Source organism: Octadecabacter temperatus (assembly GCF_001187845.1).
In the GTDB taxonomy this organism is placed as follows: Bacteria; Pseudomonadota; Alphaproteobacteria; order Rhodobacterales; family Rhodobacteraceae; genus Octadecabacter; species Octadecabacter temperatus.
Genome location: NZ_CP012160.1, coordinates 2,282,675 through 2,305,267, shown reverse-complemented (window position 1 = coordinate 2,305,267; position 22,593 = coordinate 2,282,675). Strand labels below are relative to the sequence as shown.

General features: G+C 54.9%; 21 protein-coding genes. 13 read left to right on the top strand and 8 right to left on the bottom strand.

All coding sequences use genetic code 11. From position 1 onward, the window contains the following. Positions 1–23: 23 nt before the first annotated feature. Entirely contained in the window at positions 24–854 is an 831-nt protein-coding gene (locus OSB_RS11585; protein WP_049835155.1) for a DUF1444 family protein, read from the bottom strand. Between the two features lie 103 nt (positions 855–957). Here OSB_RS11585 and OSB_RS11580 point away from each other — a divergent pair, with 103 nt between their 5' ends. From OSB_RS11580 to OSB_RS11570, 4 genes are all read left to right on the top strand, one after another. After that, positions 958–1,308: a YigZ family protein gene (locus OSB_RS11580; RefSeq protein ID WP_049835154.1), complete on the top strand. Its 351-nt coding sequence runs from the start codon at positions 958–960 to the stop codon at positions 1,306–1,308. Further along, positions 1,309–1,653 (top strand): diacylglycerol kinase, encoded by a 345-nt coding sequence (locus OSB_RS11575; RefSeq protein WP_049835153.1) that lies wholly within the window; start codon positions 1,309–1,311, stop codon positions 1,651–1,653. It abuts the gene before it with no gap. Between the two features lie 106 nt (positions 1,654–1,759). Then, positions 1,760–1,936 carry a hypothetical protein gene (locus OSB_RS16710; RefSeq protein WP_158454119.1) on the top strand — a complete coding sequence of 59 codons (177 nt, stop codon included), beginning with the start codon at positions 1,760–1,762 and terminating at the stop codon, positions 1,934–1,936. 177 nt (positions 1,937–2,113) lie between these two features. Then, entirely contained in the window at positions 2,114–3,217 is a 1,104-nt protein-coding gene (locus OSB_RS11570; protein WP_049835152.1) for a Hint domain-containing protein, read from the top strand. 247 nt (positions 3,218–3,464) lie between these two features. Here the strand turns inward: OSB_RS11570 and rimO are convergent, their stop codons facing one another. After that, a complete protein-coding gene (gene rimO / locus OSB_RS11565) occupies positions 3,465–4,850 on the bottom strand; it encodes a 30S ribosomal protein S12 methylthiotransferase RimO (RefSeq protein WP_049835151.1) in 1,386 nt (461 codons plus the stop codon). A 120-nt stretch (positions 4,851–4,970) separates the two neighbouring features. Between rimO and OSB_RS11560 the strand changes: the two genes are divergently transcribed. From OSB_RS11560 to OSB_RS11545, 4 genes are read left to right on the top strand one after another with little or no spacing between them, the layout of a single operon-like run. Beyond that, the gene (locus OSB_RS11560; RefSeq protein WP_049835150.1) at positions 4,971–5,633 is read left to right on the top strand and encodes a tyrosine-protein phosphatase; all 663 of its coding nucleotides are present in this window, start codon (positions 4,971–4,973) and stop codon (positions 5,631–5,633) included. Further along, entirely contained in the window at positions 5,634–6,335 is a 702-nt protein-coding gene (locus tag OSB_RS11555; protein ID WP_049835149.1) for an acylneuraminate cytidylyltransferase family protein, read from the top strand. Continuing rightward, positions 6,322–7,122: an SDR family NAD(P)-dependent oxidoreductase gene (locus OSB_RS11550; RefSeq protein ID WP_049835148.1), complete on the top strand. Its 801-nt coding sequence runs from the start codon at positions 6,322–6,324 to the stop codon at positions 7,120–7,122. The genes OSB_RS11555 and OSB_RS11550 overlap by 14 nt, the downstream gene beginning before the upstream one ends. Continuing rightward, positions 7,116–8,048 carry a Gfo/Idh/MocA family protein gene (locus OSB_RS11545; RefSeq protein WP_049835147.1) on the top strand — a complete coding sequence of 311 codons (933 nt, stop codon included), beginning with the start codon at positions 7,116–7,118 and terminating at the stop codon, positions 8,046–8,048. The genes OSB_RS11550 and OSB_RS11545 overlap by 7 nt, the downstream gene beginning before the upstream one ends. Here OSB_RS11545 and OSB_RS11540 read toward each other — a convergent pair. Together OSB_RS11540 and neuC are read right to left on the bottom strand one after the other, a co-directional pair. Next, on the bottom strand, positions 8,045–9,322 hold the full coding sequence (locus OSB_RS11540) for a 3-deoxy-D-manno-octulosonic acid transferase (RefSeq protein WP_049835146.1): 1,278 nt from the start codon (positions 9,320–9,322) through the stop codon (positions 8,045–8,047). The genes OSB_RS11545 and OSB_RS11540 overlap by 4 nt on opposite strands. Further along, a complete protein-coding gene (gene neuC / locus OSB_RS11535; protein WP_049835145.1) occupies positions 9,312–10,430 on the bottom strand; it encodes a UDP-N-acetylglucosamine 2-epimerase in 1,119 nt (372 codons plus the stop codon). Before neuC ends, OSB_RS11540 begins: the two co-directional genes overlap by 11 nt. A gap of 83 nt (positions 10,431–10,513) precedes the next feature. On the opposite strand from neuC, the gene OSB_RS11530 reads away from it, so the two are divergent. Then, the gene (locus OSB_RS11530) at positions 10,514–11,275 is read left to right on the top strand and encodes a glycosyltransferase family protein (protein ID WP_049835144.1); all 762 of its coding nucleotides are present in this window, start codon (positions 10,514–10,516) and stop codon (positions 11,273–11,275) included. Between the two features lie 39 nt (positions 11,276–11,314). After that, the gene (locus OSB_RS11525) at positions 11,315–11,986 is read left to right on the top strand and encodes a class I SAM-dependent methyltransferase (RefSeq protein WP_049835143.1); all 672 of its coding nucleotides are present in this window, start codon (positions 11,315–11,317) and stop codon (positions 11,984–11,986) included. On the opposite strand, the gene OSB_RS11520 is transcribed toward OSB_RS11525, so the two are convergent. From OSB_RS11520 to OSB_RS11505, 4 genes are all read right to left on the bottom strand, one after another. Further along, the gene (locus OSB_RS11520; protein WP_049835142.1) at positions 11,983–12,672 is read right to left on the bottom strand and encodes a sulfotransferase family 2 domain-containing protein; all 690 of its coding nucleotides are present in this window, start codon (positions 12,670–12,672) and stop codon (positions 11,983–11,985) included. The genes OSB_RS11525 and OSB_RS11520 overlap by 4 nt on opposite strands. Continuing rightward, a complete protein-coding gene (locus OSB_RS11515) occupies positions 12,669–13,697 on the bottom strand; it encodes an N-acetylneuraminate synthase family protein (RefSeq protein ID WP_049835141.1) in 1,029 nt (342 codons plus the stop codon). The genes OSB_RS11520 and OSB_RS11515 overlap by 4 nt, the downstream gene beginning before the upstream one ends. Positions 13,698–13,830: 133 nt before the next feature. After that, entirely contained in the window at positions 13,831–14,328 is a 498-nt protein-coding gene (locus OSB_RS11510; RefSeq protein ID WP_049835140.1) for a hypothetical protein, read from the bottom strand. A gap of 178 nt (positions 14,329–14,506) precedes the next feature. After that, on the bottom strand, positions 14,507–15,376 hold the full coding sequence (locus OSB_RS11505) for a lysophospholipid acyltransferase family protein (protein WP_049835139.1): 870 nt from the start codon (positions 15,374–15,376) through the stop codon (positions 14,507–14,509). A gap of 133 nt (positions 15,377–15,509) precedes the next feature. Between OSB_RS11505 and OSB_RS11500 the strand changes: the two genes are divergently transcribed. The 3 genes from OSB_RS11500 to OSB_RS16825 all read left to right on the top strand — a co-directional run bounded on the left by OSB_RS11500 (position 15,510) and on the right by OSB_RS16825 (position 22,579). Further along, positions 15,510–16,421, top strand: a complete 912-nt coding sequence (locus tag OSB_RS11500; protein WP_049835138.1) for a pirin family protein — start codon at positions 15,510–15,512, stop codon at positions 16,419–16,421. A 177-nt stretch (positions 16,422–16,598) separates the two neighbouring features. Further along, positions 16,599–18,707 carry a hypothetical protein gene (locus OSB_RS11495; protein WP_049835137.1) on the top strand — a complete coding sequence of 703 codons (2,109 nt, stop codon included), beginning with the start codon at positions 16,599–16,601 and terminating at the stop codon, positions 18,705–18,707. Next, on the top strand, positions 18,704–22,579 hold the full coding sequence (locus OSB_RS16825) for a peptidoglycan-binding domain-containing protein (protein ID WP_049835136.1): 3,876 nt from the start codon (positions 18,704–18,706) through the stop codon (positions 22,577–22,579). The genes OSB_RS11495 and OSB_RS16825 overlap by 4 nt, the downstream gene beginning before the upstream one ends. The last annotated feature ends 14 nt before the right edge of the window (positions 22,580–22,593 follow it).

Below are 22,593 nucleotides of genomic sequence, written 5' to 3'. Positions count from 1 at the left end.
TATAGGCCGTCGCCGAACCGCAGCTAGCGATCAAATATCGACCACGCGCCGTCCATCCAGATGTAGCTGAGTTCTGACAAAGGGTGCGCACCGTCAGCGATAATTTCATCGCGATAGTCTTGCATCAATACAATCGCCTCAGTTGCGGCCATGGGCGTGAACATCAACAGGTCGCGCGCGGGGACAGACATGACAATGTTGTCGCCCAGTTGTTCTGCAAAGCTGGCCCAGATGGCCTCATCCACGACAAGCGAGCTTTCATAAAATCCGTCGCTAACAACGAGAAATATATCGCCGTGCTGTTGGAATTCCATCTCGTCAATCTTGCGGGACAGGTTTTGTGCAGCGGTGGCATGCAGCGCGTCTATCGTTAGGCCGTCATCAAAGTGGTCCTTGGTGACATAGGCCACGTAGGTTGGGTAATCGATGGCGTAGACTTTCACCATGTCGCCAACGAACGGCTCTGCGTACAGGCCCATGCTGCGGTTGTCTTGGGTGAAGCTTTCATGCCGTACGACCGGGTAGAGGGCGTCGAGCGGCGACACGCCCTCAATCGCGGCTGCATTGTTTGCTTCGATCATGGCGGCGATAAAACCGTTCAGCTCTGCCTCGCGGTCGGCACCGCTATCTATATTGCGCAGAACGGAGTGGATGTTGTCGGGGTTGAACACTGCGTCACCGGATGGGTCCAGCACGATGTTGCGGTTGGCGCGGTCAATGCGTGCGTCCGGGAAGTCCGACAATAGACGCTCGAGCATCAAATCGAGCGTGTCTTCGATCGTGATCGGCTTGGGAATATCTGCCTGTGCTGCACTGGACAGGGCAATGAAAAAGGCAAACAAAATCGTGCGCATAAAGGGCTCCACAAGGTTTGGGGCAATTTAGATTAGCGTTTTGAGACCCGCAATACGTGTGAGGCGAATTGTAACCGGCACGGGGCTAGGGCAGGGTGGCGCGATGCAGGTGTTTGAAAACATATTTACCGACCGCGGGTCGAAATACGCGGTGTCGGGCGGGCCTTGTGCATCGCCCACCGAGGCCAAGGCGTTCATCAAATCACTGTGTCGCCGCAAGAAGTTCGCTAAGGCCACGCACAACACATGGGCCGTCGTTTTGCCCGATGGCACGCCGCTGAAAAACGATGACGGCGAGGCGGGCGCAGGCATGGTGATTTTGCGCATGTTGGAACGCGAAGAACGCGTGGGGGAAATCATCGTCGTGACGCGCTGGTTTGGTGGCGTCCATTTGGGCGGAGACCGCTTTCGCCGCGTGCAAGACGCCGTGCGGTTCTATTTGGGAGAGACGTAAATGGAATTTTTCACGCGGCTGAAATGGCGCTGTATCTGGTCATGGAACGGCTTGCGCGACACATGGGCGTCGGAACATTCGTTTCGCTCATGGGTTTGGGCGAATGTGGTGTCGGGTGGCTTGGCGATCTGGCTTTTGTCGGGCGCGGAACTGGCGTTGATATTGGCGCTGGGCGTTTTGGTGTTGGCGGCTGAGCTGATCAACACAGGGATCGAGCGGGCGGTTGATTTGGTGTCACTTGAGCAAAGCGATCTGGCACGGATGGCCAAGGACGCAGGCAGTGCAGGAGTGGCCGTAACTGCGGTGGCTGTGGGTGTTGCGTGGGTTGTTGTTTTACTGGGCTAGGACGCCCTTACCTTTTGAACAGGCTTACGTATCGTCACGCTTGTCGTGACGCGTGAAACGGTGTTTTCCCCTGAAAAACGAGGCAAAAACCTGAGACAGTAGCAGTATGAAACAAACACCTTTCTTTGACAGCACCGCATCAAACTCCAATGCTACACGGGTACAGGAAACTTGTACGCCAACCGAGGCCATGAACGCCCGCGCGGCTGGAAAACTCGGCAAGTTTCTCGACTTCTTGGACAATGAGATGGCCGACCAAAGGGCGCAGAAATCCGCCGTTTAGGTGGTTTGGGTTAGCGACGCGAATTTCGACGACTGCTTAGAGCCCAAAATCACTGTTGAAAACGGACAAAAACTCGACACAATCCTGTATTATTCCTATCAAAGTTGATGCCGTTTTGGTGGCTCGCAGCATATAAAGTTTGATCCGGCAGGGGTTACATCTGCCGAGGGAGTAATCATGGCGTTCGTATCAGAAGTGCATTTTCGTGGCACAGGTGTTGCAAACTCGGGAGAGTTTGTTGAGATCACGCTTGGCCCCGATGATGACCCTGCCGACTTTGTTGTTTCGGTTTATGATGATGACGGAACCTTGCATACGGGTGCTGGGATTGCTGGCGGTGAAGTTAACCTTGGAACGCTGACTGGAACACCACACCCAGACAATTCGGATTTCACCATCTACACCATCCCTGTAGGGCTGCGTAACGCGGCAAGTGACGCCAACGAAGGTAGCGGCATTGCGCTGACGAATATCGATACCGATACGGTTATTAGCTTCTATAGCGCGGACAATATTTCAGCATTCACCGTAACCGAAGGTGCGGCGGATGGCGCGACTTCTGAATCTATTTTAGAGCATACGGATATTGCAGTAGGGGAAAGCTATCAGTGGGACATCTTTGGTAACCTCACGTTTGAGACAATCGAATCTGGTGATTCCGTCTTGTGTTTAGCCGGCGATACGCGCGTCCGAACAGAACGTGGCGGATTGCACGCGAAAGACCTAGTTGTAGGTGATATGGTTTGGACAGTAGACCATGGTTTTCAGCCTATTCAGTGGCTTGGAAAAACAGAACTTTCAGCTGAGTATTTGTCACGAAACCCAAAGCAGCAACCGATTACGTTGATGAAAGACAGCTTGGCTCTCGGCTTTCCCCAATCCGATCTAACTGTCTCAAGGCAACATCGTGTGTTGATCGCGTCGCCTGTTGCCGAACGTATGACCGGCGAATACGAAGTCTTGGTCCCTGCTGTGAAACTGCTCGAAGCTGAGGGTATCGAGACGAGAGTTCCTGACGATGGCGTAACTCTTGTGCATGTCCTTTTTGACCAACACGAAGTCATTTCGGCCGAAGGTGCGTTGGTCGAAAGCTTGATGGTCACGGATCACGTCAATGCAAAGATTCACGGTGAACATTTAGGTGGTCGAACGAAAGACGGACCCGCTCGCATGATTGTCGATAACAAACGGGCCAAGCAGCTTGTGTCGCGTATTCTTAAGAACCAACGGCCATTATTCGAAACTAGATTGCGACAAATTTCTGGGGCGAACGCTGCATAATTTTTTCATGCCCTTAAGGGCGAGGCTCTTTGCTACCAATTGCCCAATGTCGGTTCCAAAATCATTAATTTCAGGCGCAACCATTCGTTCGGGCATGAGCTGAAGCTGGTTTTGCAGTATTCTGCTATCCAAAGTTGAAGCGTAAAGGAGCAGCTTCCGATCAGTTGATTTCCTCATATCTTGAGCTTAGCGCGCCGTTTTTTGAAGGTCGGTTTTGTCCCGTAAATTCAGGAAATGATCCCCCAGATCATTTCTTGACCGGAATTTGCCCCCACAAATCATATTCGCCTGCTTCATCAACGTCGACACTCACGATCTCGCCAACCTTCAACCCGTCGGTTCCTTCGTCGATAAACAGGTTCCCGTCGATCTCTGGGGCGTCCGCCTTCGTGCGGCACGTCGCGATGCCGTCTTCGTCGATGTCGTCGATGATCACGTCCATGGTTTGCCCAACCTTCGCCGCCAGTTTCGCCTCGGAGATGGCTTGGGCTTTTTCCATGAAGCGGTCCCAGCGGTTTTGTTTGACTTCGGCTGGTACGTGATCAGGCAGGGCGTTGGAACGGGCGCCGTCGACGTTTTCGTACTGAAAACACCCGACGCGATCCAGTTGCGCTTCATCCATCCAATCGAGCAGGGTTTGGAATTCCTCTTCCGTTTCACCGGGGTAGCCGACGATGAAGGTTGAGCGCAGAGTGATGTCGGGACACATCCCGCGCCATTCTTCAATGCGGTCCAGCGTGCGCTCGGCGTGCGCGGGGCGGGCCATGCGGCGCAGGGTTTCGGGGTGGGCGTGTTGGAACGGGATGTCGAGATAGGGCAGAATGAGGCCATCTGACATCAGCGGGATCAACTCGCGCACATTGGGGTAGGGATAGACGTAGTGCAGGCGCACCCATGCCCCGAGCGAGCCAAGGTCACGCGCCAGTGTGGTAATGGGTTGTTCGGTCAACCCGCGGCGCTGCTCGGACGGCCAATCGGTGCCATACGCGGAGGTGTCTTGTGAAATCACCAGCAGTTCTTTCACCCCGTTTTCCACCAGCTTTTCAGCCTCGCGCATCACGGCCTTTGCCGGACGGCTAGCGAGCCTGCCACGCATGTCGGGAATGATGCAGAACTTGCACTTGTGGTTACAGCCCTCGGAGATTTTCAAATAGCTGTAGTGGCGCGGCGTGAGGGAGACGCCGGACGCGGGCAGCAGGTCGATGAAGGGATCAGGGGACGGCGGCACCGCGCCATGAACCGCGTCGAGCACCTGTTCGTATTGGTGCGGGCCTGTCACGGCTAGGATTTTGGGGTGATGTTCGCGGATGTAGTCCGGTTCGGCGCCAAGGCAGCCTGTGACGATGACTTTGCCGTTTTCGGTCAGCGCCTCACCGATGGCATCGAGTGATTCAGCCTTGGCGGAGTCCAGAAAACCACAGGTGTTCACAATCACCGCGTCCGCGCCGGAATAGTCGGGCGAAATGGCATACCCTTCGGCGCGCAGGCGCGTGAGGATACGTTCAGAATCCACCAGCGCTTTGGGGCAACCAAGGGACACCATGCCGATGGTCGGCTGGCCGCTGCGCGTGGTTTCTTGGATTTTGACCTTGGGGGCCAAGTCGGGGCGGAGTGAAGGAGGGTTCTGGGACATGCCCTCGACCTAGCGTCCTTTGAGTGTTTGAGGAAGGGTTTTTTGACAACGCTTTTTGTGATTATTTTTGACGAGGCTTGGGATGCTTGCCCGACGGTTTGACGCGGGCTAAGACGAGGTATGAGGGCGAGATCACGAAGAATTTACGACATTAACACCGATGCGGGTCGCCGCGCGGCGACACGGGATTTTCTTTGGAAAGATCACCAGATTTTGCGCAAGAGGTGGACGAACCTTGCAGAGTTTGCGCCCGGCCTATGGCGATCAAACCAACCCTGTGGCGAGCGGCTAAGTCACTATAAGACTTTGGGAATTCGCACGATTGTGTCCCTGCGTGGTAAAATCGGACGCAGCTACAATCTGTTCGAACACGAGGCATGTAACGCGCTTGGGCTAGATCTGCATTATATCCATGTTTGTAGTGCGCGGGCATTGCCGGAAGGCGCGAAAATACTGGAAAGAATAGACGCGCTTGGCCAATTGCCGCGCCCTTTTCTGTTGCACTGTAAATCTGGTGCGGACCGAACTGGATTTGCGGCGGCTTTGATTTTGATCCTGATCGAAGGTTGCAGCGTCGAAGACGCCGCGCGGCAGCTCGCACGTAAGCACATCCATTTTCCACGCAGCAAATCAGGTGTTTTAGGGCACGTCTTTAGAGTCTATCTGCGAGATGCCGAGCCGTTAGGTATCGGGTTTCGGGCTTGGCTTGAGAAAGGTTATGATCCGGAAACGATTACAGCAGATTTTCAGGACTGGCGTGCAAACGCTGGAAAGTGGGCATAAATGATAATTGGACATATCGGGGCGCGTAAGGGCTCTAAGGGTGTGCCGGGAAAAAACTTTCGGGATATGTGCGGCAAGCCATTGATGGATTGGTCGTTGGATCAATTGGCTGCGTCTGCGCGCATTGATGCGTTCGTGGTGAGCACAGATAGCCAAGAAATGTACGACCATGCGGTCGCCAAGGGTGCGTTGGACATCGGGTTGCGGCCTGCGCATTTGGCGACAGATGATGCGCCAAAATGGGGCGTTTGGCAGCACGCACTAGACGCGGCTGAGGCGATTGCTGGCAAAGCTACTGCGTTTGTTGATTTGGACTGCACGTCTCCGCTGCGACTGGCCGAAGACATCGACGGCGCATTGGATCTGTTTGAGGCTGAAGCGCCGGACATGGTGATGTCGTGCTGCGTCGCGTGCAAGAACCCCTATTTCAATATGGTCGAACCAGATCAGACGGGGTCGTTGCGGGTTTCAAAGCCGCTGCCGGGTGGCGTATGGGCGCGTCAGAACGCGCCTGTGGTTTATGAACACGCGGCAAGCACCTATGTGCTGTCGCCAGACTACTTGCGCAAAGCCAGCACCATTTATGAGGGGCGCGTGATCCCCTATGTAATGCCGTCCGAGCGGTGCATGGACGTGGACGACCCGCTCGATTGGAAGATCGTAGAATTTTTAATGAAGGACGCTCAAAATGGCGCAAGTTGAAGGCCAATTGGCTGGACGAACAGTATTTATCACGGGCTCGGGCGGCGTTTTGGGCAGCACTTATGTGCGTCGCATGTTGGAGCAAGGCGCTAAGGTTGTTGCGACTGATTTGCCAGGGCATCGGTTTGACGGGCTTCAGGAAACACATGGCGACAATCCCGACTTTGCGATTTACCCGCTGGATGTGGGCTCTGAAGAGCAGATCGTTGAGATTTTTAAGACTGTCGAGGGCGACGGATGGCAGCCGGATGTCGTGCTGAACAACGCAGCCATCACCGGTGAGATGCTGATGGGCGCAGGCGGGAGCTTCCCTGACTTTGCGGACACCACGTTGGATGACTGGGAAAAGACTATGCGCACCAACCTGACGGGCGCGTTTTTGGTTGCCCGTCAGATGGATCGTGACATCGTGGGCAAGCGTCCGACAACGCTGATCAACGTGGCGTCGATGTATGCGCTGAACGGCGCGCACCACCCGATTTATGATGGCATGCCGTTCAAGAATTTCAGTGCCTATGGCGTGACCAAAGCAGGTATTCACGGGTTGACCGTTTGGCTGGCCGGTTATTGGGCCAAGCGTCAAGCGACCGTGAACACCATCGCGCCGGGGGCTGTGTTCAACGGCCACTCTGACGAGTTTCAAAAGCGCGTGGGTGAGCTGATCATGGCGGGGCGTATGTGTGAACCCGATGAGATTGCCGATGCGATGTTGTTCTTGGCGTCCAAGCAATCTGGCTATGTAACGGGCCAGATGATCAACGTTGATGGCGGTTTTTCCGCGTGGTGATTTTGGTCATCGGGGCGGGGTCTATTGGGCGCCGCCACGCGGACAATCTAAAAGCGCTTGGTGAGGTGGCTGAGCTGATCCCGTGGCGGTCTTATGATCGCGCAGCGTTAGAAAAACGCAATGATGTGAAGGGTGTGGTGATTGCCACGGCCACGCAAGTGCGTCTTGAATTGGTGACACTTTGTGCCGCTAAGGGGTGGCCGTTTTACGTAGAAAAGCCGCTGCATTGGACGGCTGAGGGCGTCGCTGAGATTTATGACGCTGCTGGAGGTTTGGCGAAGCGGTCCATGCTTGGGTTTATGGCGCGGTATCATCCGGTGGTGAAGGCGCTTGCGGCGGATGATTTGACCGACGTTTACGGGTTTTCGTTTGAGATTGGCCATGACGTGCGCCAGTGGCGGCAGAATTGGTCTTTTCCAGACAGCTACGCTGCGAAGCCTGAGGGCGGCGGTGTTTTGTTAGACCTGTGTCATGAATTGGATTTGGCGAAGGCGCTGTTTCCCGATTTAGCTATTCAGTCTGTCGCGTCCGTGGGCCATGCGGATTTCGGTGGCGTCGATTTCGCCAGCCGGATTGCGCTGACTGATAGTGCTGGGCGTGCAGGCACCGTTGCCATGGATTATCTGTCGCCCGTTAGCCTGCGCCGATCCGAGATGTCGGGAACAAGGGGCTTGCGCAAGTTGGATATGCTGGCGGCCGAGATCACACGCGACGATGGGAATGGCCCAAAAGTTGAGAGCTTTGAATTTGACCGCAACGATATGTTCCGCGCGATTACACGCGATTGGCTGGCGTTGATTGAGAACGAGAATGCCGTGCTGACGCCGCTTGCTCCGCGCCTGTCAGATATGCGGGCGTCAAGTGATTTGATCGCGGATGCGTGGGGGAAACGTGTGTTTTCCGGTTCGGCCGAGATGACGTTCTAGACCTTCAGTAGCGATAGAAGGTTGTTGGTAATTTGCATTGCACCTCGGGACATACTTGCACGCGCTTCAATAGCTCCGCGCCGCAGCTCTAGCGTCCCTGGATCCAAAACCGCCGCTGCTAAATCTTCGGCATTGTGAACCAAACGACAACCTTGCACGGCGGTCAAAGCTTCATAATCGAGCGCGAAGTTTGATGTTCTTGATCCGTGCAAAATGGCCGCGCCCAGCGTCGCAGCTTCCCAAGGGTTATGGCCTTCAACAGCATCAAACGTGCCGCCAATAAGGGCAATGGACGCAGCGCGATACCAAGAACCCAGTTCGCCATAAGTATCGGCGATATAGACAGAAGTTGCGTGATCCGGCGTTGGGTTGATGCTGCGAAGGCTAGCACTTAGTTGGTGGTTTTGCGCATGTTCTACCACTTCACCTGCGCGAGTAATGATCCGCGGCGCGATGATTAATAGGGCACCGGGGTCGGTGTCGCAAATGATCTTGTGTGCAGCAAGGGCGATGGCTTCGTCCGCTGGATGCGACGACGCGAGCAGCCACATACGGCGAGTATTCTTGATGGTCTCAAACGTGTTTTTCACATCCGGATCAAAGGTTAGCGGGGCCCCCGCTGCTTTGATTGATCCGGTCACTGCGACTGGCGTATTGTCATCCATTAAGTCGGCCATGTGCTTAGCTGAGTTTGCATCTTGCGCATGCCGTGCGTCTAAAAGCCGGAACAGATCTCCATACGCAGCGCCGAACCGCGCTTTGGCCTTGGCGCTAGCTTTTCCGATGCGCGCGGCGACGTAGGCTTGTGGGATACCGCGTCTAGCGCAGGTCACAACCATTCGCGGCCAAATTTCCTGGTCCGACCAAACGGCAAGGTCTGGCTTCCAGTGATCCAAAAAGGCCTCCACAGGTGAAGGAAGGTCAAGCGGCAGATACTGATGGCGGGTGTTAGTTGGCAAGTTCTGTGCAAAGACTTCGCCAGAGGAACGCGCCGAGGACGTGACAAGAAATTGAAGGTCAGCGCGCTCAAGTGCAAGGTGTTCAATCAACCCGCGCAAGGCCATGACTTCGCCAACGCCCACGCCGTGCATCCACACAAGCGGGCCGTCTGGCCGGATCGCGGATGTTTCACCCAGCTTTTCGCGCCAACGTGCAGGGTCTTCTTTGCCTTTGGCGAGACGTCGTTTCAACAGCGGTTGGGCCAAAGGCGACAGCACGGCGCCTACGCCAAGCACCAGTTTTAGCATGGGGCCAATTTTGGGTTTACTGGTCATGGAACCGTTTTTGCAAATCTCCCGTCCAGAACGCATCGTCGCTGACGATATCGGCAAATCGCGCGGCCGCATCGCCTTGGCCGAACGCATCATGGCGCGCGTAACGTTTGCCCCATTCATCACGCAAGAAGGCTTCGATGCCTGCCGTGTCAGAGGCCGCACAGGCATGCAGCGACGGAGCTTGGGCGCGGTTGGTTTGGCGGGTGCCGACATCCAATGACGGCGTGCCAAGGAACGGTGCTTCGCGCACGCCTGCACTGGAATTGCCGATCATACAGGCCGCGTTTTTCATCAGCTCGGAAAAATGAGCGAACCGCATGGAGGGCAGGATGCGAAAGCGGTCTTTGGGCAGGGTATCCATCGCGGCGAAAATATCGTCTGAGCCTGGGTCATTGTTGGGGGCGATGACGACGAAGGATTTGCCCGAAGCATCGAGCGTGCCAAACAGGTCGCGGGCCTGTTGGCCCATGGTGTCGGCCTCGGATGTGACGGGGTGGAAGACGACAATGCCGAAGTCATCGCTCGGCAGGTCATAGTGGGCGCGTACGTCGGTCATCGGCACACCGGACGGGCCGGAATGAAAGTCGAGCTCCGGTGAGCCGATGACATAAATCTCGTCCTCTGGTTCGCCCATTGCCATGACGCGGCGCTTAGCATCCTCGGAACTGACGAAGTGGTGGCTGGCGAGCTTGGAATTGCAGTGACGGAATATTTCATCAATCGTTCCAGAGACTTCCCCACCTTCAATGTGGGCCGAGCGGATGTAATTCGTCGCCGCAACCAAGGCGCAAGCAAGGGCCTCAATCCGATCACCGTGAACGACAACCAAGTCGGGCTTATGTTCAGCCACGAAATCGGAAAATCCCATGACGGTCTTAGCCAGAACGTGATCTTGTGGGTCGCCGGGACGTTGATTGAGGTACTCATGAACACCCACACCCTGTGTGCGCGCGACCTCCTTTTTGGTCAGCCCGTAACGGTCCAGCATATGCATGCCGGTCACCCAAAATCCGACATCATGCCCCGCCTCACGCGCAGCGATAGCGAGCGGTTCCATTTTGCCGAAATCAGCGCGCGTGCCAGTGACGAAGAGGATGGATTTTTTCATAACCCTATCGTTACAGTCCCTTTGAAACCCTCACAAGCGGTCTATGGCTAGACTGGACCGATTGGACAGGCTAGGCCAATAACATGTCATTGTCTCAAACTATCCTCTGCATCAAATGGGGCACCGTGTTCACCGCACGCGAGGTCAACACGCTCTATCGCGCGTGCATAGCGCACACCGACGGTCCGTTGCGGTTCATCTGTCTAACGGATGACAGGTCGGGTTTGGACGCGAGCATCGAAATCCGCGATATCCCTGATATCGGACTAAGTGAAGCAGACATCCGCCGCACCGGCGTATGGCGCAAACTGGCGTTGTATCACAGTGATCTGCACGACCTTGGCCGATGCCTATTTATTGACCTTGATATGGCCGTGGTCGGGGATTTGTCACCGTTTTTCTCGGTCACGCAGGATGTGACCTTTTTGAATACGGGCCAAGACTGGCGTCCCGTTCCCAAGGGCAACCGTAAAGAAGCAGGCACTGGCGTATTTTCCTTTGATCCTAAAGAGCAGGCGCATATTTTGGCCGCGTTTCTGGACGACCCGCACGTGGCGATGGAGGAGTTTGCCAACGAACAGGACTTTGCCTCGGCCCATGCGAGCGGCGTTGCCTATTGGCCTGAGGGCCGCGTGCTGAGTTTCAAGCGACATCTGTGCTTTCGTTATAGCGTTGGATTGCTGCGTAAGCCTATTGCGCCTGCATCGTCGGCGGCTATCGTTGCATTTCACGGGCATCCGCGTCCGTCTGAAACCCGTGACCGCCTGATCTGGGGCGTGCCGCCCCATTGGCACCTAGGCACCGTGCCTTGGCTTGAAGACTATTATGTGCGTTATTATGAATGACGACAAAGCGCGAATTCGCGCGTAAGGAAGGACAACGGCATGAGCTTGCTCAAGAAACTCCAAGCGAGGCTTCGTGCTTGGAAGCTGTCCCGCCGCAGTCCTGAAAGTGTCTTTTCGGCTTACTTCGCCAAAAACAAATGGGGCGATCCCGAGAGCAGGTCCGGCAAAGGGTCCAACCTCGCCTCCACCGCCGAATTGCGCCCACAGTTGGAGGCATTGATCCAAGAGCTTGGTGCCACGTCATTCTTGGATGTGCCCTGTGGCGATTACTTCTGGATGCAGCATGTAAATATGTCCGGCGCATCTTACTTGGGCGGAGACATCGTGCCGGATATGATTGCAAAAAATCAGGCAGAGTATGGCAAAGAGGGCGTCCAGTTTCAGGTGATCGACCTTATCGAAGGTCCCGCGCCCTCCGCCGACATCATCTTTGTGCGCGACTGCCTTGTGCATTTGTCAAACGAACATGTAGCTGCCGCGCTGTCCAATATCCGCGCGTCCGGCGGCAAATATCTTTTGACAACGGTATTCGTGAACGTGCCGGAAAACGAAGACATCTCAACAGGGCAATGGCGTGAACTTGATGTGCGCAAAGCCCCGTTCAACTGGCCCGAACCAGATCGGTTTATTGATGAGGGTGCCACAAATGTGCGCGGGCAACGTGCGGGTAAGATGTTAGGGCTCTGGAGGCTTAGCGATCTGGCCGCTTAGGTAGAGTACCCAAACGCTTTGGCGTCTTCTTTGAAATAGGCCCGGACGGTGCGCTCAAGCTCTGCCAGTTTTTCGGGCGAAAGGTTTAGCCTTGTCTGGTGGTCTGCCTTGTCGCGTTCGCTTTTGTTGGCGTGCGGGATCGTGGCGCTTGGCAGGTTAATCCCGTGTTCAGCCAATTGCGCTGGCCAGTCGTTAACCGTTTCTAACTTTAAAATGATATTAGCGCGCGGTTTCTGCGTGCTCGGATAATCAGACCAATTGCGCTGATGGCCGCCGTATTTCTGGTTCACATCCAGCAATTGCAGGTATTCAAACGGCGAAATATTTTTGATTTCGTCGCCATATTCTTTGACGAGCCCGTTCATATCGGGTCGCAGAATGTGCGAGTAATATCCGGACAAAAACCTTTCAAACGGATCACGCACCGCAACGACCGAGATAGTGTTATGCCATGCGGACGTTTTCAAACGCTCGGACGCGTAACTGTGGGACAACCGTCGCACACCCAGTTGTTTGCCGATGGAGTTGCCACCCGTCTTTGGGTTGTGCAGGAAAATGACAGGCATGCCATTCACAGTGAAACCGGTCTGCATCCCACTTGAAGGCTGCCCATGTGCACGAGCGAGTCTGTCCGCTATGGCAACCCGAAGGCGCTTCAACGGGCGCAGTTTGCGGCGCGGAATCATTCAAAATCATCCCAGGTAAGCTGCCTGTTGCGTGTTACTGCGACCTTCAACGTCTTCCCCACGACCTTGTCAAAATCATAGCCCGCAATGGCGCCTGATCCGGGGCGGCGGGCCCAGATGTCGGCTTCGGTGATGGTGTGGCCTGCGGGCAGGTCCGCGTCGGCGACGACGGAGGCGCGTGCGAAGCGGTAGACGTCTTCTTCGGCGGCGGTGCGTTCTTTGGGGTTGTGCAAAGCCGTGTGGATTTCGCGAGAGCGATCAATCAGGTGGCGCAGCTCGGATGGGTCCATTGAGCAGCTGATGTCGGGGCCTTTGCGGTAGCGCGTGTCGGTGTAGTGGCGTTCCAGAATGTTGGCGCCGAGAGCCACAGATGCCAGCGCCATTTCCGGTCCGATTGAGTGGTCGGAAAAGCCGACGATCGCGTTTGGAAATGCGTTGCGCAGGTCTGTAACACCTTGCAGTGATACGATTTCAGGTGGCGATGGATACAGATTGGTGCATTCTAGGAGCGCGTATTCAACGCCGCTGTCTTCCAGGATTTGAACGCTTGCTCGGATGCTTTCGATGGTCTGCATGCCTGTGGACATGATGACCGGTTTACCCTTTGACGCGACGTGGCGGATGAGGGGAAGGTTGTCCGCCTCACCAGAGCCGATTTTGTAGGCTGGCACGTCAAGAGTTTCTAGGAAATCGCAGGCTGCGCGGCTGAACGGGGTGGAAATGAAGATCATCCCCAGTTCTTCGATATAGGTCTTCAGCGCGGCTTCGTCTTCGCAGCTAAGCGCGCATTCTGCCATCACGTCCCAAATCGACACATCGGCGTTCGGCGGGAAGATCTGCTTGGCTTCCTCGGTCATTTCGTCTTCGACGATATGGGTCTGGTGCTTGACCATTTCACAGCCGGAAAGCGCCGCCAAACGTGCCATTTCTTTCGCAACCTCAAGGCTGCCACCGTGGTTGATGCCAATCTCGGCAATGACGAGGGGCGGATGGTCTGGTCCGATGTTGCGGTTGGCAATTTTCATGGGTCTCTCCGATGTATTCAAATCGGTTGTGCCAGCATTACGCGGGAAACTCTAGATAGAGATGTTCGCAGTTGTGATGAAGGGCAGCTGTGCGGACTTAACTGCCATAGGATAGATAGCCGAATTTGCCAATTCAGGGGAAAGTTTGCCGCCCCTCAGGGCCTATAAAATAGCATCGGGCAAAGATAGACTCTGAATGCGATATCAGGCCGTTTGGCCGACAGACAAACAGACCATTTTCGAACTGATCTAGCTCTCTAAGCTCGTTCTGCCAAGAACCATCGAGCGGGACGGGCAGACCCGAAAGGCAGATCGAACCGTCGTTGAGCACATGGGTAAGACGTCCTATGAAGAAGTATTCATTCCTAATTTCGATACGCCCTTCACGGTAACGTATCGCTTCTGATTCTTCAGGGTCGCAGCTCCGATTTCCTTGATACTGAACGATAAAATGGGCCAAGTGCGGGGGAAGTTCTTGCCATCGCGCTGCAATTTCAGATTCATCTAAATGTAAGCGCATTAGATTTGAATACTGGGTTTCTTCGGTATTTTGAGTGTCTGCAAATACACGTTCAACTTGAATACTGATCATCAGAATTGATGACCAAAGGAGCGAATTCATTATTCTCATGAGGAACTCTAACCTTCGTACAACCACACGTGACCAATCTTGCAATTAACTTGATTCACCACAGATGCGGCGATGTTATGTGAATTTCTTAAACGAAAACGGTAAGTCTATAACCGTAACCTATCAATACCGCAGCATCGGTAACTTTGGGCTCTAAGCCGCCGTTCGCTGTACCGTCTCACCCCCAGCGCCGGTGAACCCAGAAATATTGATCGGGGTGGGCGCGTATGCGGGCCTCGAGGCGGTCGGTGACGTCGCGCATGATTTGTTCTGGCGTGGTTAGCTCAACAGGGGTTTCGATGGTGACGTCGAAATTTAGGCCGTCTTCGCGACGGGTGCCGAAGTAAGGCAGGATCAGCGAACCGGTTTTCAGGGCAATCGCGCCAAGACCTGTCGAGGTATGCGCCGGATGGCCGAGGAACGGGATTGCTGGGTATTTCTTAACGCGCACATCAAACAGCATCGTGCCCATGCCACCGCCGTTCAGGAGGCGCATGAAACCTGCCATGCCTTCGCGATCGATTGGAAAAACGGGGCCAGACACGTCTTTGATTGTGCCTAGGTAGTGTTCGTTGAAATAGGGATTCGAGATCGGCTTATAGATGCCGCCGATTGTGTAACCCAAGCGGTTCAAGACATGGCGAGGTGCGTCGTGGTTGCCGAAGTGGCCGGTGACGAACAGAACGGGGCGCCCGTCTTCCTTGGCCTTGGCGAGATGTTCCATACCAGCGCCTGTCGGCATCGTGTCTGCCAGTTGCGCTGTGTAATCCCCGCGTGAATAGCCCTCGATCATGGTGCGGCCGAAGTTGTTGCAACAGGCGCGGGCGAGGCGGTTAACCTCGGCGTCCTCCATGTCGGGCCAGATCATGCTGATTTGTGTGCGCGAGCGTTTAAGATAGCCCGCAGTTGGGGCAACAAGTCGCTCCGCCATCGCCCCGAACCAGCGAACGCGTTGCTTATATGGCAAGGCCATCGCTGTCGCGATGATCGCGCGCAGGGCGCGGTCTGTGATCCAGTCGGACCGTGTGGCGGTTTCAAATGTACGCATCAATGTCCGTTTAGGGCGGTGCGGTGCCCCCTGCAAGTCCTGTGCGATTATGCACATCGTTCGTGGCTAGGCGCTAATTGATTGCAGGTACGCGCGGGGGTAGATGTTTTTGTAACAGCCGCTGGAGGCACCTATGTCCATTCGTCCAATTCTAGAGACCCGCAAGGCAACACCGACAATGGAAGGCGCGGGGGTGCAGTTGCACCGCGCGTTCGGATTTCAAGACCCTACAGAGCTGGACCCGTTCCTGCTGTTCGATGACTTTCGCAACGACATTCCAGCGCATTTCGAGAACGGTTTTCCGTGGCATCCGCACCGCGGCATTGAAACGATCACCTATGTCTTGAATGGAACGGTTGAGCACGGCGATAGCCTCGGTAATACCGGCACGCTGGGGGCGGGTGATGTGCAGTGGATGACGGCTGGTTCGGGGATCATGCATCAGGAAATGCCGCACGGAAACGCGGCAGGGCAAATGCATGGGTTTCAGTTGTGGGGCAATTTGCCGAGCGCGCAAAAGATGACGGACCCGCGCTATCAGGACGTGAACGCCCAAGAGATTCCGGAAATTACCGATGATGACGGCACCGTTGTGCGCGTTATCACGGGTGAATTTTGGGGCAAGCGTGGGCCTGTGGACGGCATTGCGGCCGACCCGCAGTATCTGGATGTGAGCATGCCTGCTGGCGTGCGCAAGACGTTCAAAATAGACACGTACCGCCGCGCTTTTGCTTATGTGTTTGAAGGCACCGCCGCGTTTGCGGATGCAAGCCCGCCATCTGGTGTGTTGTTGGAAAAAGAAGTTATGGGCGAAGAGGTGAACATCCGCGATATGTCAGGTGATCGCACGTTGATCCGGTTTGGCACCGGCGACGAAGTGACGGTGCAAGCCGGCGAGCAGGGCGTGCGGTTCTTGCTGATTTCGGGCGCTCCGATTGAAGAACCCGTCGCATGGCACGGCCCCATCGTGATGAACACCAAAGAGGAGTTGCAAACAGCGATCCGTGATCTGCGCAATGGGACGTTTATTAAACCAGCCCATTGAACCAAACGACTGACGAAGAAACATGTGGCGGCTTGATTTGATGGAATTCAACCGTGGCGCAGTTTCGTATGGAATTCCGTACTTTGTCCTAAAAACCGAGCGAATTGGTTGATGTGTTCACGGATACGTGTACGGTTGACCAATTAGTCAAATATTTTTGGGCGGCACATTTTTACTATGAAGCACCATGTTTGTACGTTTGCAGCGACGATTGCTGCCACTTTTCTTTCCCTTTCCCCAGCGGTTTCTCAAGAATCGGACGACCCAAGTCTGTTGCAGCAGGACGTCGAGCGCCAAGTGCGTGCGACCCGTGAGGCATTCTTAGCCGGAACGATTGCGACCACGGGTTTCGCTGAAACCGTTGATGTGCGGCCGAGGCCGACTGACACCCTGACGCGCGAAATGATCCAGCTTTTCGCTGATGCTGAGATGTATGACTTTATCGACCTTGATGGGCCGTCGACGACCTTGGTCGCAGGTGGCCGTATCGGCCATACCTATAATGCTGCTGAGTTGGACCGCGATTACTATGACGCTGTATTGGCGCGTGATGTTGGGCAGGTTTTCGGGCTCGCCTTTGATAACGAAGAAAAACCGAACCTCTATATGACTGCGACCTCGGTGTTTGGATTGCAGATTGTTGGGCTTGATGCGTTGGTTGATGGCGTTCCAGATCGACTTTGGCTTGGTGCTGAGAACAGTGAATGGATGAACGGCCAATGGGGTGGTTTTGACCAGTCCGGTCCTGGGTCCATCTATAAGCTTGTTGGCGAAACTGGGCAGGTAGAATTCTTTGCGAACGTCGCATTGGATGAACGGGACAATACGGGTGCTGGGCTCGGCAATATTGCGTTTGATGCAGTTCATGACCAGCTTTTCGTTTCTGACCTTGAAACAGGCATGGTGCATCGCTTTGATTTGGACGGAAACGATTTGGAGCAGTTCGATCACGGAGTTGACGGACGTCCGACGCAAGATCTTGAAGGCGTATTGTTTGATGCCGCGACTGGCATTGATATCGCAAGCGACAGCTTCGAACCACTTGATCCAGCAACTTGGAACTTCGCGACACCTGAACGACGCGTTTGGGGTTTGGCTGTCCATGGCGCGCGGCTTTATTACGCCGTGGCCGATGGGCCTGCGGTTTGGTCCGTTGGGATTGATGGTGAAACGGGTGAGTTTGCGAATGATCCCCGTTGGGAGCTAACGGTTTCTGACGATCATCCTGATCTCGACGTGTCTGACATCGTGTTCACCCCGCAAGGTGCGATGATTATGGCGCAACGCGGTGCGTGGGATGCGACGAAAGACTATACACATATGGTCGATGACACCGAGGCCGAAGTGCTTCGCTATGTCTACGAGTCCCCTGAGGATGACCCAGAGACGCCATCGGTTTGGTTTATCGATCCGACGGTCTTGCCCGTTGGGTTTGAGGACGGAAATCGCGCAGGTCTAGGCGGTGTTGACCTTGGGCTGGGCTATGATGAACGCGGTCGTTTCGATTGGCGTAATTGTTCCGGTACGCTTTGGTCGACGGGACAGAATTTGCGCGTGAATGAGGATTTGGTGGATGCGTTGCGCGCGGGTGGGATGTTTCAGGTCGATGGTGTGCAAGGCACGCCGCGTCTTTATCCTGTAAAGGATAACACGCCACCGTGGTTTTCGTATTTCGTGGACTATGATGGCACTGAAGTGACCGACGACGTGAGCGGGCATGTGGGTGACGTAGAAGTCCTTGGGTGTCATGGAACGACTGGTTCACAAACAGCTGGCGGTTTTGGTAGCCCAGCAGAGGTCCCACCGCAGTATGAACTGCCACCCGAAACTGGTGATCCCGATTTTTGGTGTACGTCTGGGGGCGCAAATGCGGCAATCTGCTTGTGTGCACTGTTCCCGAACACGTGTTTCCCAAGCGATCCGCCAGAGGAAATCGCGCAATGCGCCACAGTTGAAGCCGAAGTCACCTGCAACATAGTGACCGGCGTCTATGAATTGACGGCAAGCGTCACGGATATTTCAGGCGCTAACCTTGATCAGACCAAGGTCGAAGACCCAGCAGGTGCCATTGGTGCGCTGCCTATGTCGACCCCGCTGCCTGGCGCGTTTACAGTTGATCTGACAGGCATGTTCCCGGGCCAGACAGGACAGTTGAACCTGTGTTCCTTTAACGCCGCAGAACGCGACGAAGGAGAGCCCTTTTCGTGCTGCAATACCACTGTAAATTTCCAGATCCCGCCGTTCCAAATTCCCGGCGAGTATTGTGAAGAGGGGCCTGTCCAATGATCCGTTTTATCGCATTGGCTGCGCTGGCCGTTTTGATCAACGTAACGTCTGCCACCGCACAACCCGTTCTTACGAATGGTGGCTTTGAGCAAAACCCGCCAAATAATTACGGTAACAATATTTCTTGGTCTATTGCGCCTTGGGTTTTGACGTCAGGTTCTGCCAATGTTGTTACTGTCGATGGCCCCGGCGGGCAAACTTGGTACGGGAACAATGGACCTGCATCAGATGCGACGGGGGGAACAGGTAACTTCCAACATTATTTGGATCAAGCCGACACGTCCGGTACAATTTACCAAGAATTTACACCGCTTTGTACGGGTGAAGTACGATACGGGGCATTTTTCTCAACTCGTGGAAATGCTGGAGGCTATGCCGAGGTTTCGATAAAAGATGCCACAGGCAGTAACGTCATTGCCGGGCCAGCAAGCGTAACAGTGCCAGGGGGTAACTCTGAGAACGACCCTTGGCAGTTGGCCTCTTTTACCGCGACATTGACAGCGGGTACGACTTATCGGTTCGAAATCGATATGGATAACCAGCTCAATATGGACAACGCCTACGTCGCGTTTGGCCCCGAGTGTACGGAACACAGCTCGCCTGATTGGTCCGACCCTGACGATGAGACCGATCCTATTCCTGACCCCGATCCGGTTCCATTGCAGTGCACGCCCTTCACGCAAGAAGATGCGTCTTGTGATGCGACGACAGGCGAGATCACGGTGACCTTGGACAATGCGCTGACAGGTACGTTTGATCCCAATGATCTTGGGGTTGAGTGCCTGACCCCGGGCGTGATGGTTGTACAAAACCCCTTTAATCCGCTCGAACTTATCATCACGGGCGCAAGTGCGGGACAAACCGTTATGATCTCGACAAGCGCCGTTCAAGATGGCGCGGGCAACGGCGCGGGGCTTGATCTGTGTTGTACGGGTGAGGTTGAAATTCTTATCCCAGAAGACATGATCTGCGATGCTCCGGTCGATGTGTCCATCGATAAGGTTTGGAATGACGTCATCCTTCATGAGGATCAAAGCATTCCGCCACACGGGTTTGAGATTACGGTTGATCTGGAACTTGGTTCGCTTTCACCTGGTGATGTCATCACCGTGGATGACCCAGCGTCTGGCCAGATCAACGTGACGGCCTTTGGTACCCCTGTGGCGCCGGCTGGGTGGACCTGTTCCATATCTGCCGGTTCATGGAGTTGTCAGTACGTCGTGCCATCGACGGGTGCGGTTTTGCCTGCGACGATCATCTATCCATCGATCATTGATAGTTCTGCGCATGTGCTTAATTGTGCATCGGTTTCCGTCGCGACGGCCAACGGTACGAATCCAGACACCGATCCCTCAAACAACAGCGGCTGTTGGGAAACCAACGCACCCAACCCTGAAACGCCAACACTCGAGTTGGTGAAAACTGGACCGGCAATCTGCGATATTGATGCGCCATGTGATTTCACAGTCACGTTCACCAATACAGGTACCGAGGCCTACACCGGCAACGTCTTGTTGCAGGACCAGACCACTGTCAGCGGTTTTGACGTGACGAACGTTTCGCCGATGCCTGCGGGCTGTGGTGGCAATTTGCCGGCCAATCCGTTTGCCTGCGTTATCGCGCTGAACAATTTTGCAGCAGGTGCGTCCCAGATGTATACCATCACAATGGCCCCTAACTTTCCGGGTGGACAGGTCGTGGCGAGCTCGGGTGAGAACTGCGCCGACGTTGTGTCCGTTCCAGATAGCATCACACCGGGTGACTATTCGTGGAACTACTATCAGGACGGCGAAGCGGCGATGCCATCGGGTTACGCTGATCTGCTAGAATTTGGCCAGCCTGTCGCGCAGTCTTGTGTGCAATACTCGACTGAAGACACAAGCGATGAGCTCGGCGAGCTTTCGGTTGAAAAGATATGCGAGCGACAGCCGTCGTTGGGTAGCAGCGTTTTCTTTATTTGTGGCATTACCGTTTCATCAACGGGGCCAATCACAGGAACTGTCGATCTGAACGATTACTTTTCGTATGATAGCTTCAACGGCGATTCAAATTCGCTTGTTGGACAGCTAACATCATCTGATCCTTGGACCTGCGCAACTGCGCCCTATAGCACAAGCAACACGCCGCAATGTTCTATCTCTGGCGCGGATCTTCTGGCTGCTGGCGGGACGTCAACCCTGACTTCCGTTGTCGTCGTCCAAGGGCAAGACTTGGGTGAAACGGACATCGTGAACTGCGCCCAGATTGTGAATGGAGCAGCCGAACCTGAGCCGTCTTGTGTTCAGATTTCTGAAGATACTTCCGACGACACGGGGCAAACAGGCGATTCCAACGATGATCCTGAGACGCCCGAGTTCAATGTATTCAAAGACTGTGACAACAACTTTACGCCCGTTGAAGGAACCGATCAGCTTACGGTTAACTGCTCCGTTCAAGTCACGCCTCTGACCCCGTTTACGGGGACACTTACGATAGACGACAGTGCGACCAACACCGCTGGCGGTGGGCAAGCAAGTTTTGTGAGCGTAACAGGTTATGACACCAATGTTTGGGCCTGCATTACTAACGCCAACCCAGTTGGCTTCAATTGCGGAGTATCCGGAGCAAATTATCCAGTCGATGGGAATGGATCGCCTGTAACAACAACGTTCAACACAGTGCTGAACGTTGACAATACCGGTGCCGATACTGGCAGCCGTGTCGGTTGGAATAACTGCGCAAATGGAATCTATGCTTCCAACACTGGGCAATTTGTTAGTGCTTCAGGCTATTGTGACCAAATTGTCTATGACAATCCGCAATGCACCCCGGTTCCGGAAATCCCAGATGACATGATCGACAATGATTGCGACGGGGAAGTGGATGAAACCACATCATCGCGCCAGAGCGTGGATACGGTGCCCGAGCTTACGCTCACGAAGTCACCGCTGGGGGACTGCATCGTAAACGAGCAGTCGCAGACCTATTCATGTGACTTCGCACTGACTGTGGAAAATGCCGGTTCGGAGCCGTTCGACGGCCCACTGAACCTGCTAGATGCATTCGGATCGCCATCACCACGGAACGTGGGCGGCATCACGGGAGACGGATGGCAGTGCCTCACGGCATCCGGTGTGGATGAGGTCAGCTGCCTTGCGCCGGATACGCCGCTTGATGCGGGTGCCAGCACGACGGTTGAAATGTCGCTAACCTTGCCAGGCGCGCGTAACGGCGGCGCGTTTGAAAACTGCGTCAGCTTCGCACTCCCTAATAATTCGGTTCTTCAGGCGAAGATCTTGCAAACCTTGCTGAATGATATGGGCATTGATGTCGGGACCGTAGACGGCGCAGTAGGGCCAAACACCCTCGCTGGTATCGCTGAGTTCCAACGCCAAGAGGGCTTGCCGGAAACAGGCGAGGTGTCAGAGGAGCTGTTGCAAGCATTGGGCCTGAATGCGCCAGCGGGAGAGCAGACCTGCGTGTCCGTGAACTTGCCACCGATGCCAGAACCACCGTTGACCTGCGATCCAAGTACAACGGTTCTGATTGACGGGGCATGCGAATGTCGCTTCAGCCGAATGATGCAAACCAGCGTATCCAGTTGTTCATGCATTAGCGGAACCGAATTCGATGCTGGTCGCGGCTGCATTCGGCCGGAACGCCAAGTTTCGGAACCGCGTCGCCCAAGTGCACCGTCCTCAACGCCATCAACACCGCGCTGCCCTGCTGGGTCAACATTCAATGCAGCGCGCGGAGAATGCGTTGCACCGGTTTCACGGCCATCTTGTGGTGCCAATCAGTTTGAGCTGAATGGATCCTGCCGCTGTGTTCGGGGATATGTCCCGAGATCTGGTACTTGCCGCAGAGAAAGCAGCGAAAATGATAACCCGTAGGTAAAGCGTACAGT

Bases quoted from the DNA above. Each gene is read 5' to 3' on its own strand.
- OSB_RS11540 (WP_049835146.1), bottom strand. From the start codon at position 9,322: ATGACCAGTAAACCCAAAATTGGCCCCATGCTAAAACTGGTGCTTGGC.
- OSB_RS11500 (WP_049835138.1), top strand. From the start codon at position 15,510: ATGTCCATTCGTCCAATTCTAGAGACCCGCAAGGCAACACCGACAATG.
- neuC (WP_049835145.1), bottom strand. From the start codon at position 10,430: ATGAAAAAATCCATCCTCTTCGTCACTGGCACGCGCGCTGATTTCGGC.
- OSB_RS11510 (WP_049835140.1), bottom strand. From the start codon at position 14,328: ATGAGAATAATGAATTCGCTCCTTTGGTCATCAATTCTGATGATCAGT.
- OSB_RS11555 (WP_049835149.1), top strand. From the start codon at position 5,634: ATGATAATTGGACATATCGGGGCGCGTAAGGGCTCTAAGGGTGTGCCG.
- OSB_RS11495 (WP_049835137.1), top strand. From the start codon at position 16,599: ATGAAGCACCATGTTTGTACGTTTGCAGCGACGATTGCTGCCACTTTT.
- OSB_RS11530 (WP_049835144.1), top strand. From the start codon at position 10,514: ATGTCATTGTCTCAAACTATCCTCTGCATCAAATGGGGCACCGTGTTC.
- OSB_RS16710 (WP_158454119.1), top strand. From the start codon at position 1,760: ATGAAACAAACACCTTTCTTTGACAGCACCGCATCAAACTCCAATGCT.
- OSB_RS11575 (WP_049835153.1), top strand. From the start codon at position 1,309: ATGGAATTTTTCACGCGGCTGAAATGGCGCTGTATCTGGTCATGGAAC.
- OSB_RS11515 (WP_049835141.1), bottom strand. From the start codon at position 13,697: ATGAAAATTGCCAACCGCAACATCGGACCAGACCATCCGCCCCTCGTC.
- OSB_RS11560 (WP_049835150.1), top strand. From the start codon at position 4,971: ATGAGGGCGAGATCACGAAGAATTTACGACATTAACACCGATGCGGGT.
- OSB_RS11550 (WP_049835148.1), top strand. From the start codon at position 6,322: ATGGCGCAAGTTGAAGGCCAATTGGCTGGACGAACAGTATTTATCACG.
- OSB_RS11570 (WP_049835152.1), top strand. From the start codon at position 2,114: ATGGCGTTCGTATCAGAAGTGCATTTTCGTGGCACAGGTGTTGCAAAC.
- OSB_RS11525 (WP_049835143.1), top strand. From the start codon at position 11,315: ATGAGCTTGCTCAAGAAACTCCAAGCGAGGCTTCGTGCTTGGAAGCTG.
- OSB_RS11585 (WP_049835155.1), bottom strand. From the start codon at position 854: ATGCGCACGATTTTGTTTGCCTTTTTCATTGCCCTGTCCAGTGCAGCA.
- OSB_RS11505 (WP_049835139.1), bottom strand. From the start codon at position 15,376: ATGCGTACATTTGAAACCGCCACACGGTCCGACTGGATCACAGACCGC.
- OSB_RS11580 (WP_049835154.1), top strand. From the start codon at position 958: ATGCAGGTGTTTGAAAACATATTTACCGACCGCGGGTCGAAATACGCG.
- OSB_RS16825 (WP_049835136.1), top strand. From the start codon at position 18,704: ATGATCCGTTTTATCGCATTGGCTGCGCTGGCCGTTTTGATCAACGTA.
- rimO (WP_049835151.1), bottom strand. From the start codon at position 4,850: ATGTCCCAGAACCCTCCTTCACTCCGCCCCGACTTGGCCCCCAAGGTC.
- OSB_RS11520 (WP_049835142.1), bottom strand. From the start codon at position 12,672: ATGATTCCGCGCCGCAAACTGCGCCCGTTGAAGCGCCTTCGGGTTGCC.